Source organism: Fischerella muscicola PCC 7414 (genome assembly GCF_000317205.1).
GTDB classification, from domain to species: domain Bacteria; phylum Cyanobacteriota; class Cyanobacteriia; order Cyanobacteriales; family Nostocaceae; genus Fischerella; species Fischerella muscicola.
The window spans coordinates 17,568-34,026 of record NZ_AJLK01000078.1; the positions used below are offsets into that span (position 1 = coordinate 17,568).

Sequence of the window (16,459 nt, forward strand, 5' to 3'; positions counted from 1 at the left end):
TTGCGCGTTGTTGTTCGTTCCTCAAAAAGCCTATGCAACCAACTAACCCCAACCAATTTACAGAAAAAGCGTGGGAAGCGATCGCGCATACTCCTGATATTGCTAAACAAAACCACCATCAGCAAATCGAAAGCGAACACCTGATGAAGGCGTTGCTAGAACAGGAAGGACTAGCAGGCCCGATTTTGACGAAAGCAGGTGTGAATTTGCAAAAACTACGCGATCGCACAGACCAATACATCCAACGTCAGCCCAGAGTCTCGGGAAGCATCAATTCTGTTTACCTGGGACGCAGCTTGGACTCTCTGTTAGATCGAGCTGAAGGCTACTGTAAGGAGTTTGGTGACGAATATATATCGATAGAACATTTATTACTTGCTTACACCAAAGATGATCGCTTTGGTAAAAGTCTATTCCAAGAGTTCGGTTTAGACGAAAGAAAATTAAAAGATACTATTAAGCAAATTCGGGGAAGCCAGAAAGTGACCGACCAAAATCCAGAAGGCAAATACCAAGCACTGGAGAAGTATGGGCGTGACCTCACTGAAGCCGCCCGTCAAGGTAAACTTGACCCAGTGATTGGACGAGATGACGAAATTCGCCGCACGATTCAAATTCTCTCTCGCCGCACCAAGAATAACCCTGTATTAATTGGGGAACCAGGTGTAGGTAAAACTGCAATTGTCGAAGGTTTAGCCCAGCGGATCGTGGCTGGTGATGTACCCCAGTCTCTCAAAGACCGCAAACTCATTGCTTTAGATATGGGTGCTTTGATTGCAGGGGCAAAGTTCCGGGGTGAATTTGAAGAAAGACTTAAAGCAGTCTTAAAAGAAGTCACCGAATCCGGTGGTAATATCATCCTATTTATTGATGAGATTCATACCGTTGTTGGTGCAGGTGCTACCCAAGGCGCAATGGATGCTAGCAACTTGCTCAAACCGATGTTGGCGCGGGGAGAATTGCGCTGTATCGGTGCGACGACTTTAGATGAATACCGTAAGTATATTGAAAAAGACGCAGCTCTGGAGCGACGCTTCCAGCAAGTTTATGTCGATCAACCGAGTGTAGAAGATACTATCTCGATTCTGCGCGGGTTGAAAGAGCGTTATGAACTGCATCACGGAGTGAAAATCTCCGATAATGCTTTAGTAGCGGCAGCGACACTGTCGAGTCGATATATTAGCGATCGCTTTTTACCAGACAAAGCTATTGATTTGGTAGATGAAGCCGCAGCACGATTGAAAATGGAGATCACCTCCAAGCCAGAAGAACTCGACGAAATCGATCGCAAAATCTTGCAGTTAGAAATGGAGAAGTTGTCGCTGCAAAAAGAAAGTAACACAGCTTCTCGTGAACGTCTAGAAAGACTAGAAAAAGAACTAGCGGATCTTAAAGAAGAACAACGGGCGTTAAACGCTCAATGGCAGTCTGAAAAAGATATTATTACTAAAATTCAGTCTGTTAAAGAAGAGATCGACCGCGTTAACTTAGAAATTCAGCAAGCCGAACGCGATTACGACCTCAACCGCGCTGCCGAGTTAAAATACGGCAAATTAACCGATTTGCACCGCAAACTCGAAGCCGCAGAATTTGAGTTAGCCCAAACTCAACACACTGGCAAATCTCTACTGCGGGAGGAAGTCACCGAATCGGACATCGCCGAAGTTATTTCTAAGTGGACTGGTATCCCCATCAGCAAGTTGGTGGAATCTGAAAAAGAAAAACTACTGCACTTAGAAGATGAACTCCATCGCCGCGTAGTCGGACAACAAGAAGCAGTCACAGCCGTTGCTGACGCTATTCAGCGATCGCGCGCTGGTTTAGCAGATCCCAATCGCCCCATTGCTAGCTTTATTTTCCTCGGTCCCACGGGTGTAGGTAAAACCGAATTAGCGAAAGCCCTTGCGGCGTACCTATTTGACACCGAAGAGGCGCTAGTCAGAATTGACATGTCTGAGTACATGGAAAAACACGCCGTTTCGCGTTTAATTGGCGCGCCTCCTGGGTATGTTGGTTACGAAGAAGGCGGACAGTTAACCGAATCAATTCGCCGTCGTCCCTATGCCGTGATTCTCTTCGACGAAATCGAAAAAGCCCACCCGGATGTGTTCAACATCCTGCTGCAAATTCTTGATGATGGACGTGTCACCGATGCTCAAGGTCATACGGTGGACTTTAAGAACACTATTATTATCATGACCAGCAACATCGGTTCCCAGTTTATCCTTGATGTTGCCGGCGATGAATCCCGGTATGACGAAATGCGCCATAGAGTCATGGAAGCAATGCGAAATTCCTTCCGTCCAGAATTCCTCAACCGCATTGACGAGATCATCATCTTCCACGGCTTACAGAAAGAGGAATTGCGCGAAATTGTGCAGTTACAAGTCGAAAGATTACGGCAAAGATTGGGCGATCGCAAGATATCATTGAAGCTTTCGGATGCTGCCCTTGACTTTTTAGCCGAAGTAGGTTATGATCCCGTATTTGGTGCGCGTCCACTCAAGCGTGCTATTCAACGGGAGTTAGAAACACCAATTGCCAAAGCTATTTTGCGGGGCGAATTCAATGATGGTGATACCATCTTTGTAGATATTGAGAATGAGCGCCTTTCCTTCAAGCGCTTACCTGCTGAAATCTTGACGACTTAACAGTGATCAGTGAAGTGATCAGTGAACAGTTATCATTACTTTTGATAACTGTTCACTTATTTCATTGGTACTTGGCAAATTAGTTGATAGGGTAATTTTATTTATTACAGAATAATATTATACTGCGACAGCAATCCCATTTGAGTTGTAAACAATCATATCGCCCAGATCCCCGACTTTTCTCAAAAGTCGGGGATCTTGCTATAGCAAAGGTACAGAATAAGCGATCGCAAGGCTGCTGTCATGGCAAAAAGCAGACTAAAAATGATTAACGAAATCTAGTTAATAATTCCTCACGAGATAACCGCAGCAATAAAGGCGTGAATTCCTCTGGCGATAATGCCAACAAAGGATCAATAATTCCTCTTAATTCTTCATCTAAAGAACCAAATCTAACTTGTAGTAAATTCTCTATAACAGTGCGGCGTTCTGTTTGGATACCTTCTCGGATACCTTCTTGGATACCTTCTCGGATCCCTTCTCGGATACCTTCTTGAATACCTTCTTGAATACCTTCCTGTTTAGCTTCCGCTAACTTTTGTTCATAAAGAGGTGATAACCGCATAATTAACTCTCTATCCTCTTCATCTAAATTTTGATTTACTTCTATCGTAGTCTTTAAATTCAACAATAAATCAATTGCTTTGGAACGCAAAGGATGATCTTGAGGTAGTGTCTCTAGTTCATCTATAGCTTGCTGCTGCACTCTTCCCTTACCCAAAATTCTTAACCACAATGTTTCTTGAGTACGCGGTAACTGATGAATTGCAACTATTGCTGTTCTGAAATAATCGCCTAAAAAGTGAACTCCAACTCCCCATCTTTCTTCATCTACGCTAGCCCTAAACCCCTCTAAAAGTGATGCAGAAGCCGTAGGCGAAAGAATCCACAAAAATGGTAATTCTGATTCTAAAATTCGATTGCTATCGCCTTTATTTTGACGTTTTAAATCAGCAAAAATATCAAATAATTTATTCATACAACTGCGAATTTCCGCAGGGGTCGCCGCATTTCTAAAAGGTTCAAACAGTGCGGTTTGAGCAGCAAGTCTGCCTAATAATCCCAACTCTATTTTATGGCTACTAGATTGGGGCAAAGGTGCAAAGTAAACATCAATTTCCCGTATTTCTGCCGCAACTTTCCGGCTAGTTTCCACGGTGCCTAATGGCTGTAATAATTCTTTGAGATAATCTTTGGCAAATTGGTCGTAGGGAAATCTAGTCATTGGTTAATTTTATAGTGCCCTCATATTTGACACTGGTGCGATCGCATCTAAATTACTCTCAAAAAGGAATAAAAAATTAAGTATAACTTTTTACTCTCTTCCTCTTTTTGCTGTAAGGTATACAACTTTATACGCACCAGTTGAAAACAGTCTTAATGTTGATTTCAAAGCAAAAGTCTCTATTTTGCTTTTATTTTTAACTAAAAACAGTTAATTTTAAAGCAAAAGCAAACATTAGTTTAGTTTTTTGCAAATTTTGTAACAATAGCGTGAGCTTTGTTGTAACAGAATTTTGTATGCGATCGCACAATAGTTAGTATTGTTACAGCAATTATCTCTACTACTTGGTAGAGGATGTCAGCGGTGAATCTGTGTTATCGTATTGGCTTAAATTTAAGCAAATCGCCAACTTTACTGGATATTTGCAAGTTTTTTACTCTATTTTGTTAGGAAACATTTATAATGTTTTTATTTCCATAGAACAATTATTCAAATAATCTTGCCACAATGCTAGTAAATTTAATACTAGTAATCTAGTTTTTGCTGTCTTAAAATTAAAAACTTTTCCCTTGGAAATTTAGTAGCAAAAACAGCAGAACTTATGAAATATAAAGCTTTCAAAAAGTATTGCCATTTCCCAAAAAATAAACATTAAATTTAAGTAAAAAATAGTTTTAGATGATAGCTGCCAGTTTGGCAACATAAACTCTATGGATTTGTTATTCATTGATTTACCAGGCTTTTTATTTATGTCTACTGATGACAAAAAAGCTGACAGAAAATGTCAATGCACGCGCCTTGTAATTGCCAAATTGTAAAATTTTTTTGACGTAGCACTTTAGACGAATAGGGGGATAAAACAAGTTAAACAACTAAATTGTGAAGCAAATTTGGATTAACTTTTTCATCATCACCTTTACAATATGATTGGTCAGTTACTCGCAGGACATTATCAAGTCCTTAAAGTATTGGGTGAGGGGGGATTTGGTCAAACTTATATTGTTGAAGACATACATCTCCCTGGAAAACCTAAGTGTGTCCTTAAACATCTTAAAACTACTAGTACGGACTCAGAATCTTTAGAAATTGCCAGGAGGCTATTTCAAAAAGAAGCCGAAACCCTGCAACAGTTAGGTAACCACGACCAGATACCAAGGCTTTTAGCTTACTTTGAAGAAGACCAACAATTTTACTTAGTCCAAGAGTTTATTGAGGGACATCCCCTCAGTAAAGAATTCTTTGTTGGACAAAAATGGACACAAAAACAGACTATTAAAATGCTCATCGAAATATTGAGCATTTTAGAATTTGTCCATGGTCAAGGAGTAATTCATCGCGACATCAAACCGGATAATTTAATTAGACGCGCTAGTGACAATCAATTAGTTTTAATTGACTTCGGGGCAATTAAACAATTGCGCAGCCAAACGATGATTGGTTCAGGAAAGCAAAATATGACAATTATCGTTGGTACTCGTGGTTATATGCCCTCTGAACAAATCCGGCGTGTACCTCGTCCCAGCAGTGATATTTATGCTTTGGGGATGATGGGTATTCAAGCATTAACAGGAGTACACCCGCATACACTACAAGATGATCCGGAGACAGGAGAAGTACTTTGGCAAGACCTCGCTGCTGTGACTCCAGAGTTTGCTGATGTCCTGACTAAGATGACTCGTTATCATTTCAAAGACCGTTACCAAACGGCGACTGAGGCATTAAAGGCACTGCGAGAATTATTAGTTAATTGTGGTGAAACTGAAGCAGCAGAAGTTGAAGCGAAACCAGAAATTGCCAGTACTAAATTACATCAATTAACAATAGAGTGGATAGAAGACGGACAAATTAAATATCGTACAATTCTAGAGAATCAAGCTAGTAAAAATATAGGTAAAATCCGTATCGGTCGCAACCCTCAAGAGTGCGATATTGTTTTACCAGATCCGACAATATCTGGACTGCACGCCGAGATATTTTTTCATACCGAAAAGCAAAGATTTTATTTACGAAATTTACGACAACAAAACCCTCCAATTGTTGATGGACAGTTGCTTTTAGCAGGGGAAATAGCTCTTGCTGTTGGTAGTCACATACGTTTGGGCAAACAGGATTTTAGGGTTAAAGATATTACCTGCAAAGAGTATGGTGAAGGTTACACCCCGATAGAATATGCTAAACGTTTTGCAATTACATTAGCATCACCACAACCTGTACTCAAGACAATACGCGTATCTCAATTTAAAAAGTCCCAAGAAGTAGCAAAGCCCTCACTACCACCTCGATCTATTATCGTTTCGGTTGCTCCCAAAAAAGTGCAGCGACCACTACTCAAGACAGGTACAGCTGCTTTCATGAGTGCGATCGCGGGTGTCATAGTATTAAATACCGTTAATTTAAGCAGAGGTAATTCCCAACAAAATCTCATCTCCCAAGAACCACAAATGTGCCGTCTTGTATCTCCCTCTGGCGGCAAATTATTAGCAAAACTGCGTCCAGAACCACAAACAGAAGTTGGGGCATTAAAACAATTGAATCTAGGTGAAAAAGTTTTATTTATTCAAGCAAGGGGAGACTTTGTTCAAGTAAGACTTGCTGATGGCACACAAGGTTGGGTATTTGGAGACGAAATTCAGCCTTGCGACAAAACAGCACGTAATTATCGTACTTGGTAATTTTGTTGGTGGTTGGTGGTTGGTGGTTGGTGGTTGTTTGTTGTAGAGACGTGCCATGGCACGTCTCTACAGTAGTTAGTAGTTAGTAGTTGGTTGGTGGTTGGTGGTTGGTTGTTGGTTGTTGGTTGTTAGTGGTTAGTGGTTGGTAGTTAGCAGTTGTTCACTACTCCTTACACTCCCCACACTCCCCACACTCCCAGACGCTTCAAACAGCGCGTCTCTACATTACTCCCCACTCCCTGTCGGTCGTGGGGGCCTGTGAGTTCCCCATCTCTTCCAGACTTTCCTCCTTACGATAGATTTGGCTAGTGGGTTGTTAAGAAACAAAATGTTTTAGTGACCATTGGAAAAATTGGCGTTGCTGAAAAATATATCCTTGTGGCAAAGCAAAAACATTGAATATAAAAACTATCTCAACGGAAATGCCTTAGTAAGCCGTGTAGATTTTAGTCAGTTCACAAAATCTTATTGGAAACCAGATTTTATGTCACTAGAACAGGTTAATGCTTTTTATCAGCTTTTAAATTCAGATCAAGTTCTCTACGAGCAATACTATAACAAATGTTCTAACAAAGGCCTTTTTGGTGTCTGGGATTGGGACAAAACCAAAATAGTTGATTTTGCTGCTTCTATTGGTTACAACTTCACGGAAACTGAACTGGATTTGGCATGGTTTGGTGGAGATACAAATCTTTGTTTAGGATTTACCCAGTGAGATGAGAAATCAAGGTTTGAGATTTAGTGATGTGTAGAGACGCTGCAAACAACGCGTCTCTACATAGCCGTCCTAATAAAGTTTTAGTCTTATCTGAACGGTATTAAGTTAAAACCACGAATTAGATTGCTTCAAAAACTCCTTTTCGTCTGGAGTTGAAGTTCTTCCCAAAATTGCGTTTCGGTGGGGAAAACGACCAAAACGTTCAATCACCTCCATATGACGAATTGCATACTCAATACAACTAGTACTATCAGGATCGTCACTGAGTTGTTTAAACAACTTGACTGCTTGACGCTGATGTTCTAGGTTTTCACTGTGTTCAAAAGGTAAATAAATAAACCAACGCTGTACAGGTAGTAACTTTTGATCATATCCTTGGGCAATAGCATGATGAGCTGTTGAAAGTGCTTCCCAGTCGGTGGCAAAGGCTTGTGGAGTATCACGAAACATATTACGAGGGAACTGATCTAGCAGTAAAATCAGTGCCAGACAAGACTCAGGAAATTCCATCCAGTCATCTAAGTAACCCTCTGCTGCTTTTTGATAATCTTTAACAAACCTATTTCGTAGTTGTTCATCAAACTCTGGTTTCTTCTTGAACCAAAAATCCTGTGGTTTTCCGTAATTAGGTTGATCGGGCTTACCAAACCAAAAGTCTAATATTTCTTGTGCCTGTGACATTGATTTTACTGAGCATTACAAATAACTTGTCGCATTTTACGCATATTCGCAGGCAATTCAAAATTCATTGCTTGTTGAATAAAAATAGACGGTATGGGGATGTTAGGAGTAGCTTGTACGGTATAGCTCAACAAAGTACCACTAGCATAATCTTGTAAGTATAACTCAGCGCTAAAGTCGTGAAAAGTACCTTTATCTAAGCGGAATTGCACTCTCTGTCCTAATTCTTCAATTACGTTTAGGTAAATTTCCACATGGGCTGTGAAAAATAAGAAGACTTTTTGTGCTGCTTGATACAGACGCTTGGCTTCACCTTTTATTTGCAAAACCTCGCTTCTGGTAATATCAGGAAAGTACTGTACCCAGCGAGGGTAATCTGTAATTTGGGAAAATACTTGCGATCGCACCAAGGGTAAATACATCCAAGCAGTGACACAACCACCCCAAGACGTATGCGATCGCGTTTCTGTAAAAATTTCACCCTGGATGATTTTCTGGTGCTTGTCTTGACTCCAAGTCATTGGCAAACCTGTGGTAAATGAGTCTGAAATATAAGATGCAGACATAACGTTTCACTCACTCCTCAACACATCGAAAGCAGAAAGCAGAAGGGGTTCCCCACAAATTCGCTCTCCGAATCGCGAATTTGTGAGGGCCCCGCAGAAGGCAGAAGGCAGAGAGAGGGCAGAAGGAACAAGTTTCTTTACCAGCCTTTGATCCTTAACTCCTTTGGTTCTGGCGTACGCAGTTTATGATATGTACTTATTTCATCGGTTTATCTAATAGAGTCTACCCGATCAATTCTAATTCCAACTCAAGATATATAATTTCCGGAGATACTGTTTTCTCGGCTATTATGCCCAAAAGTTCATCAAGCTAAAGTGATTTTAATCACTTTAACTTTTAAGCAGGAATCCTTAAGAAACTGCGTGTTCTTTGTGTTCTTTGCGGTAGCCTGCGGCAAGTCGCTAGCGCGCCTACGTTAATAAATATCTCTGGGTGGGAAGGGACTAATAAAATTTTCTGGTGTTTGTATGAAACCACCCTCCTCAATCTCGCTGTTGACGGGGAGATTAAGGGGGGTAAATCCAACTTGTGTACACACAGTATGATCTCAGGGAGGGAAGTAAATCTTCCCCTCGTTTATAGATTTATACAAGAGGTAGAATAACCAAAATAAGGATGAAGACTAAAAACTGAATGTTTAAAAATAGTAATTAATATTTCACACTTCACACTTCATCCTTCATCCTTGGAATAAGCTTAATTGTTGAGTCAATAGGTAGCAATATGAGTCAATCTTCTTCTAAATTAAATCGCAGATTAACCCAAGCTGTTGGTATTGTTCTGGGGATTACAATCGCCGTCTGGGTATTAAGGGGATTTGGTCTACTGACTTTTATTCCTGGAGGAATTATTTTAATGTTGTTATTGGTAGCGATCGCAATAGGTATTCTCAGTCACTTGCAAAAAACCTGGTGGCGTTTTTAAACCATGTCAATTAAAAACCAATTATGGGTAGCAGCAATTCACAGCAAACAAGTAAAGGAAGCATCCTCATAGTTGATGATTCCTGGGAACATTTACAAGCTTTATCTGCTACTTTGTCCCAATATGGGTATGCAGTCCGGGGTTTAATTACAGGTTCAATGGTTCTAGAAGTAGCAAAATTGGCTTTACCGGATCTGATTTTGCTTGATATTAAAATGCCAGATATAGATGGCTATGAAGTTTGTCAACAACTGAAAGCCGATGAGGTGACTCACCATATTCCAGTAATTTTTCTCAGTGTGTATCATGATGTTTTTGACAAAGTTAAAGCTTTTAAAATTGGTGCTGTAGACTACATTACTAAGCCCTTTCAAGCAGAAGAAGTTTTAGTACGTGTAGAAAATCAAATTACTATCCAGAAACTCCAACAGCAACTCAAAAAGCAAAACGAACAGTTGCTGCTGGAAATGCAAGAATGTCAACGTATTGAAGCCGCCCGACAGTTACGCGAACAATATCTGACAGCACTGGTAGAAGTGCAGCATCGGTTACTGTCCTTTGATGACAGCAATAAATGCTACCAAGATATTATGCCAATTCTGGGAGGTGCTTCCAAGGCGAGTCGCGTCTACGTATTTGAGAATCATTATGCAGATGATGGCAAGTTGCTGATGAGTCAACGGGCTGAGTGGTGCGCTGAGGGTATCAATCCCGAAATTGATAATCCCATTCTGCAAAACTTGCCCTATGAAGAATATTTTCCTCGCTGGGCTGCTTTACTGCCACAGGGCAAGATTATTTCTGGCATTGTCGCAGAATTACCCGCATCAGAACGGGCAATTTTAGAACCGCAAGGTATACTTTCGATTCTAATTTTGCCAATTATTGCTAAGGGAGAATTTTTAGGTTTTATTGGCTTTGATAACTGTATAGAATCACGTCTTTGGGAAGCTTCAGAAATCGCTTTTTTACAAGCAGTTGGCGGAGCAATTTCTATAGCCTATGAACGCTATAAATCAGATTTAGAATTACAACAACAACTAGAACGTAGTAATATTCTCAGAAAAATTACAAACAAAATCCGTTCGGAATTAGACACAGAAAATATTATCAAAACTGCTGCTAAACAAATAGGTGAGGCTTTGGATGTAAGCCGCGCCCTGATTCATAGTTACGTAGACTCACCGACTCCTCAAATCCCGATCTTTGCAGAATTTTTGACTCCTGGGTGTACTTCTATAAGTCATTACAAAATACCTGTAAGCGGAAATCCTCACGTTCAACAGTTATTAGCTCAAGATCAAGCTATAGCAGTTAATAATGTTTATACTTATCCCTTATTAAAGAATTCTCAAGAATTATGCCGAGAATATAACATCAAGTCCATACTAGCAGTACGCACTTCTTACAACAGCCAAGCAAATGGCATGGTTTGTTTACATCAGTGTGATCGCTACCGAGACTGGAGTCCAGAAGAAATGGAACTCCTAGAATCGATCGCCGCCCAATTGGGAATTGCCCTCGCCCAAGCCAAACTACTAGAACAGGAAAAACAAGCCCGGATAAAATTAGAGCAAGAAATTCGTGATCGCCTCAACGCGGAAGCAGCCTTAAGAGCCAGTGAAAGTAAGTATCGTCACTTAGTAGAAACCTCCCGGGATATCATTTGGTCGGTGGATACTTCCGGATGCATTACCTATGTCAACTCTGCTGTAAAACAGATTCTTGGTTATGAACAACAGGAGATGATCGGGCGTTGCTTCACTGAATTTGTTCCATCGGCACAACTTGCCCAAGACCTTGCCGCATTTGAGTGTATCCTCAATGGAGAGTCTATTTTTGGGTATGAAACCATCCGCATTGGCCAAGATAGTAGCTTAGTCTACCTGATTTTGAATGCGATCGCCGTAGAAGATGAAGAAGGTAAAATAGTCGGCGTTACAGGCACAGCCACTAATATTACAGAGCGCAAACACGCAGAACAAGCGCTAACAGCAAGTGCTGACAAACTCCGCAATCACAACTTAGTATTAACCCAACTCGCCAAAAATCAAGTACTTTATCAAGGTGATTTAAAAGCTGCCTTACGTAAAATTACTGAAGCAGCAGCTAAAAATATTGAAGTAGAACGAGTCAGTATCTGGCTATATGACGAAACACGTACTCAAATCCAATGCCTTGACTTATTTGAACAAAGTAGTAATCGGCACAGCGATGGCGGTTCTCTGGTAGCAGCAGACTATCCATCTTATTTTCAAGCCTTGCAGCAAGACCAACCAATTGCAGCCACAGACGCCCATACTGACCCTAGAACCAAAGAATTTTCTGAATCCTATTTAACTCCCCTGGGAATTACTGCCATACTTGACACACCCGTCAAACTTGAGGGTGTGACAGTGGGTGTGTTATGTCTAGAACACACAGGTACTACTCGTGATTGGACAGCAGAAGATCAAAATTTCGCACGCTCTTTGAGCAATTTAGTCTCCTTAGCACTAGAAGCACGGGAGAGGTTACGCACCGAAGCAGCATTGCGACAGTCGGAAGCCAAGCTAGCCTCAGCCTTTCGCTCATCTCCCGATCCCATCGCCCTCACTACTTTCCCAGAGATCCGCTACATAGAAGTTAATGATAGCTTTTGTAGATTTTTTGGCTATTCTCGTTCTCAGGTCATTGATCGCAACTATCGAGAATTAAAGATTTGGGTGAATCAACAAGAGTGTACCATGCTCACCCAAGTTCTGCGCCATACAAAAGCAATTCGTAATCACGAGGTTGAGTTCCGTACTGCCAACGGAGAACTAAAGACAACGCTGTTTAGTGCTGAATTAATAGAAATAGACGGACAACAGTACTTACTTGGTACTGTTCATGACATCACAGAACGTAAGCAAGCGGAAAATGAAAGCCGTTTGCTGTTGGTAACAACCCAAGCAATCAGTCGTGCTGTAGATGTCAAAGATGCCTTAGCCCTTGTTCTACGGCTCATCTGTACTACTATCGATTGGGATTTTGCTCAAGCGTGGATACCCAATGCTAATGGCACAGCTTTGGAGTATAGCTTAGGTTGGTATGGACGCCACAACAACTTAGAAGAATTTTGCCAATACACCCAGATTGTCAGACTCGAAAAAGGTATGGGATTGTTGGGGCGAGTTTGGCGCCAGCAAAAGCCAGAATGGATAGAAGATGTTTCTCAATTAACAGGATCAGCTTTTGTGCGAACGCATCAAGCAGCGCAAGTCGGATTAAAAGCTGGTTTTGCCGTGCCAATTTTAGCCGATAATCAAGTAGTAGCTGTACTCGCCTTTTTTAAAAACACCTCCCATGCTTTGGATCGCCGTTTGCTCTATTTAGTGGGTGCTGTCGCAGCTCAACTAGGGGCGCTCATTCAACGTAAACAGGTAGAAGCAGCCCATCGCCGAAGCGAAGAACGTTTACAACTGGCACTAGAAGCTAGTGATTTAGGATTGTGGGATTGGAATATCAAAACTGGCAAAGTCTATCGTGACTGGCGATGGAAGAAAATGCTGGGATACGAACCACAGGAAATTACAGATGATTCCCACGCTTTTGGGGAGTTGGTGCATCCAGACGATGCACAGTTAATCAAATCAGAATTGGATGCTTATTTGCGTGGTGAGAGTCCAGTTTATGAAGTAGAATTTCGTCTGCGTTCTAAATCCGGTGAATGGAAATGGATACAGTCTTGCGCTCAGGTATTTGAGCGCGATGAAGCGGGAGAACCGCTACGAATGACAGGTACGCACAAGGACATCACCGAACGTAAAACTTTAGAAAGGGAATTAGCTTTACGGGAAGCCCGCCTCAATGCTTTTTTCTCCTGCGCTCCTGTAGGGTTGACAATATTAGATGAGCAATTGCGATATGTGCAGATCAACGAAGTGCTAGCAGATATTAATGGGCTATCCCAAAGTGAGCATATAGGCAAGACCCTTTGGGAAATAATACCCGAAGTCGCTCCTGTGATAGCATCAATTCATAAACAAGTCCTGGAAACTGGTAAGCCTGTTCTCAACATAGAGCTAAGTACAGCATTACCTTTGCAGCCTGGTATTATACGGCATTTTTTAACTTCTTACTTCCCCATTTTTGGAGAGGACAATCACCCCGCTAGTGTAGGTACAGTTGTGATAGAAATCACAGATCGTAAGCATACTGAACTAGCTTTGCAAGAAAGTCAACGTCGCTACCAAACTTTAGCAGAAGCCTCACCTGTAGGCATTTTCCACACTGACCCTCATGGTAAGTACCTGTATGTAAATCAGCGTTTTAGTGAGATTACCGGACTTGCTTCCAAAGCTGATTTAGATAAGTATTGGCATGAAATTATACATATAGATGATCGCGATCGCGTCTTTGCTGAGTGGCAAGAAACAATATCAACAAAAAAGCCTTTTTATTCTGAGTATCGCTTTGTACACACCGATGGCAGAGTCATTTGGGTCATAGGTCAAGCTTTACCAGAATTTGGAGATGATGGTGAATTTAAAGGCTACATTGGCACAGTCACAGATATTACCGAACGCAAATTTGCCGAGGATGCTTTACGCGAAAGTGCAGACAGAGAAAGAGCCATAGCTCAAGTTATTCAAAGAATGCGTCAGACACTGGATCTGGCAACAATTTTTACTGCCACTACCCAAGAATTGCGGCAAGTGCTGAATTGCGATCGCGTCGTTGTGTATCGTTTTAACCCTGACTGGAGTGGCGATTTTGTTGCCGAGTCAGTCGGGGGCGGTTGGGTATCGCTAATTAAACAACAACAAGATCAACCTAATCTCAGAGAAACTACTACCCAAAACGAACGCTGTACAGTCACAACTTTGAATAGTGGAGATAACCAAGTACTTGATACCTATCTGCAACAAACCCAAGGTGGTGTGTATACCAGAGGTGCAAGTTTCCTGTGCGTACCAGATATTTATACAGCTGGGTTTGATCCTTGTTACATCAATCTTTTAGAACGCTTTCAAGTCAGAGCCTACATAACAGTTCCTATCTTTTGTGGTAATCAACTTTGGGGACTACTTGCAAGTTACCAAAATTCCAGTCCTCGACAATGGAAAAAAGGAGAAATCAACATTGTCGTGCAAATTGGTAATCAATTGGGAGTGGCTTTGCAGCAAGCAGAGTTACTAGCACAGACTCAAAAGCAATCTAGCGCACTACAAAAAGCTGTCATCGCTGCTGATGCTGCTAACCGTGCCAAAAGTGAATTCCTTGCCAATATGAGCCATGAATTACGCACCCCACTTAATGCAATTCTTGGCTTCACCCAAATTATGAGTCGTGACAGCACTCTCTCCAATGAAAACAAACAGAACTTAGCAATTATCAATCGTGCTGGTGAACACCTACTCAACTTAATTAACGACATTCTAGAAATGTCCAAAATCGAAGCCGGTAGAACCACATTGAATTTGTCTAGCTTCGATTTAATTTATCTACTAGACAATCTCCAAGAAATGTTGCACATCCGTGCTGTAGCCAAGGGGTTAGAACTAGTATTTGAATATGCATCCGAAATTCCCAGATATGTAAGAACAGACTCTAGTAAACTGCGGCAAGTTTTACTCAATGTCTTGGGCAATGCCATTAAATTTACTGAAACAGGAAGCGTAAAGTTGCGCGTTTTTCTCACAGATGGAAAGAAAGATGATAGGGAGATTGGAGGATTGGGAGATGGGGAGAAAAATTTCACCCCACCTCCCCTAATCCCCACTCCCTTGGGGGAGCGGGGGCCCCGAGTTCCCCATCTCCCCACCATCCCATCACAGAAGCCCCACCTCTGCTTCGAGATACAAGACACCGGACCTGGTATTTCCCCAGAAGAAATTGATTTACTTTTTCAAGCTTTTGGACAAACCGAAGCAGGTAGAAAATCGCAGCAGGGAACTGGGCTAGGTTTAGCAATTAGCCGCAAGTACGTGCAGTTAATGGGAGGTGAGATCAACGTCAGCAGTACTGTGGGTGTAGGCAGTGTATTTTCCTTTTATATTCAGATTGGTATCGCTTCCGTGGATGAAATTCAAACCACCACTTCTGTACATCATCAAGTAATTGGTATAGCACCTAATCAACCTGAGTACCGGATTTTGGTAGTTGATGATGCCAATGATAGTCGTTTGCTATTAGTAAAATTGCTGTCATCTATTGGCTTTTCTGTCAGGGAAGCTACAAATGGTAAAGAAGCCATCTCTACTTGGGAATCCTGGCAACCCAATCTCATCCTCATGGATATGCGGATGCCAATTATGGATGGTTACGAAGCTACCAGGGAAATTAAACGCAGAGAAAGACAAGACAAGGGGACACGTATACAGCAGGTTGGTATGGAGGATACGGGGGACAAGGGGGACGAGGGAAATGTTTTTGATAATTTCTCTGCGTCTAGTACTTACCACTTCAGTGCATCTTCTTCCCCTACGATCATCATCGCCCTCACTGCCAATGCTTTTGAGGAACAACGACGGGCAATGATCTCGGCTGGGTGTGATGATTTTATTAATAAACCCTTCCGTGAAGAACTGTTACTAGAAAAACTTAGCCAATATCTAGGAGTGAAATATCTTTACCAACAAGAAAGTCATTTAAAATTATCACAAAAGCAAACAAATACAGAGACACTTTTAAATTCCATTGATATAGTTGCTCTATTGTCCGAAATGTCAAGTGAGTGGTTGACAAAGGTACATTATGCTGCTGCTCAATGTAGTGATGACTTAATTTTAGATTTACTTGAGCAAATACCTCCCGAAAAATCTTTGCTGATCAACTTTCTGAGTGATTTAGCTGAAAACTTTCAGTTTGAGAAAATAATGGAATTAATTAACGCAGTCAAAAATTAACTATTGGTAATTGGTAATTGGTAATTGGTAATTAAGATACTGATGATTTTCCCATGCCTAATGCCCAACAACTAATACCAATTCCCTTTAAGCGTGAAACATATTTGTGTTGTACCAGACGTGCCATGGCACGTCTGGTACAGGATTTA

Annotated in this window: 9 protein-coding genes; 6 read left to right on the forward strand and 3 right to left on the reverse strand. The window is 41.4% G+C overall.

Features of this window, described 5'->3' with window-relative positions; translation table 11 throughout:
• Window positions 1–32 precede the first annotated feature (32 nt).
• Window positions 33–2,651, forward strand: a complete 2,619-nt coding sequence (gene clpB / locus UYI_RS0111650; protein WP_016866842.1) for an ATP-dependent chaperone ClpB — start codon at window positions 33–35, stop codon at window positions 2,649–2,651.
• A 268-nt stretch (window positions 2,652–2,919) separates the two neighbouring features.
• Here the strand turns inward: clpB and UYI_RS0111655 are convergent, their stop codons facing one another.
• Window positions 2,920–3,876, reverse strand: coding sequence for an RpnC/YadD family protein (locus tag UYI_RS0111655; RefSeq protein WP_016866843.1), 957 nt, complete (start codon window positions 3,874–3,876; stop codon window positions 2,920–2,922).
• Window positions 3,877–4,799: 923 nt separating this feature from the next.
• Between UYI_RS0111655 and UYI_RS0111660 the strand changes: the two genes are divergently transcribed.
• The 3 genes from UYI_RS0111660 to UYI_RS0111665 all read left to right on the forward strand — a co-directional run bounded on the left by UYI_RS0111660 (window position 4,800) and on the right by UYI_RS0111665 (window position 7,263).
• The gene (locus UYI_RS0111660) at window positions 4,800–6,548 is read left to right on the forward strand and encodes a protein kinase domain-containing protein (RefSeq protein ID WP_016866844.1); all 1,749 of its coding nucleotides are present in this window, start codon (window positions 4,800–4,802) and stop codon (window positions 6,546–6,548) included.
• A 156-nt stretch (window positions 6,549–6,704) separates the two neighbouring features.
• Window positions 6,705–6,857 (forward strand): hypothetical protein, encoded by a 153-nt coding sequence (locus UYI_RS36755; RefSeq protein ID WP_157226328.1) that lies wholly within the window; start codon window positions 6,705–6,707, stop codon window positions 6,855–6,857.
• 175 nt (window positions 6,858–7,032) lie between these two features.
• Entirely contained in the window at window positions 7,033–7,263 is a 231-nt protein-coding gene (locus tag UYI_RS0111665; RefSeq protein ID WP_026085900.1) for a Nif11-like leader peptide family natural product precursor, read from the forward strand.
• A gap of 108 nt (window positions 7,264–7,371) precedes the next feature.
• Here UYI_RS0111665 and UYI_RS0111670 read toward each other — a convergent pair whose 3' ends face one another.
• A complete protein-coding gene (locus UYI_RS0111670) occupies window positions 7,372–7,947 on the reverse strand; it encodes a DUF924 family protein (RefSeq protein WP_016866846.1) in 576 nt (191 codons plus the stop codon).
• A gap of 5 nt (window positions 7,948–7,952) precedes the next feature.
• The gene (locus UYI_RS0111675; protein ID WP_016866847.1) at window positions 7,953–8,513 is read right to left on the reverse strand and encodes an SRPBCC family protein; all 561 of its coding nucleotides are present in this window, start codon (window positions 8,511–8,513) and stop codon (window positions 7,953–7,955) included.
• 724 nt (window positions 8,514–9,237) lie between these two features.
• On the opposite strand from UYI_RS0111675, the gene UYI_RS0111680 reads away from it, so the two are divergent.
• Entirely contained in the window at window positions 9,238–9,438 is a 201-nt protein-coding gene (locus UYI_RS0111680) for a hypothetical protein (protein ID WP_016866848.1), read from the forward strand.
• Window positions 9,439–9,461: 23 nt separating this feature from the next.
• Window positions 9,462–16,310 carry a PAS domain S-box protein gene (locus UYI_RS0111685; RefSeq protein ID WP_016866849.1) on the forward strand — a complete coding sequence of 2,283 codons (6,849 nt, stop codon included), beginning with the start codon at window positions 9,462–9,464 and terminating at the stop codon, window positions 16,308–16,310.
• Window positions 16,311–16,459: the final 149 nt, after the last annotated feature.

Excerpts from the sequence above, each read along its gene's own strand:
- clpB (WP_016866842.1), top strand. The coding sequence starts at position 33 with ATGCAACCAACTAACCCCAACCAATTTACAGAAAAAGCGTGGGAAGCG.
- UYI_RS0111655 (WP_016866843.1), bottom strand. The coding sequence starts at position 3,876 with ATGACTAGATTTCCCTACGACCAATTTGCCAAAGATTATCTCAAAGAA.
- UYI_RS0111660 (WP_016866844.1), top strand. The coding sequence starts at position 4,800 with ATGATTGGTCAGTTACTCGCAGGACATTATCAAGTCCTTAAAGTATTG.
- UYI_RS0111665 (WP_026085900.1), top strand. The coding sequence starts at position 7,033 with ATGTCACTAGAACAGGTTAATGCTTTTTATCAGCTTTTAAATTCAGAT.
- UYI_RS0111670 (WP_016866846.1), bottom strand. The coding sequence starts at position 7,947 with ATGTCACAGGCACAAGAAATATTAGACTTTTGGTTTGGTAAGCCCGAT.
- UYI_RS0111675 (WP_016866847.1), bottom strand. The coding sequence starts at position 8,513 with ATGTCTGCATCTTATATTTCAGACTCATTTACCACAGGTTTGCCAATG.
- UYI_RS0111680 (WP_016866848.1), top strand. The coding sequence starts at position 9,238 with ATGAGTCAATCTTCTTCTAAATTAAATCGCAGATTAACCCAAGCTGTT.
- UYI_RS0111685 (WP_016866849.1), top strand. The coding sequence starts at position 9,462 with ATGGGTAGCAGCAATTCACAGCAAACAAGTAAAGGAAGCATCCTCATA.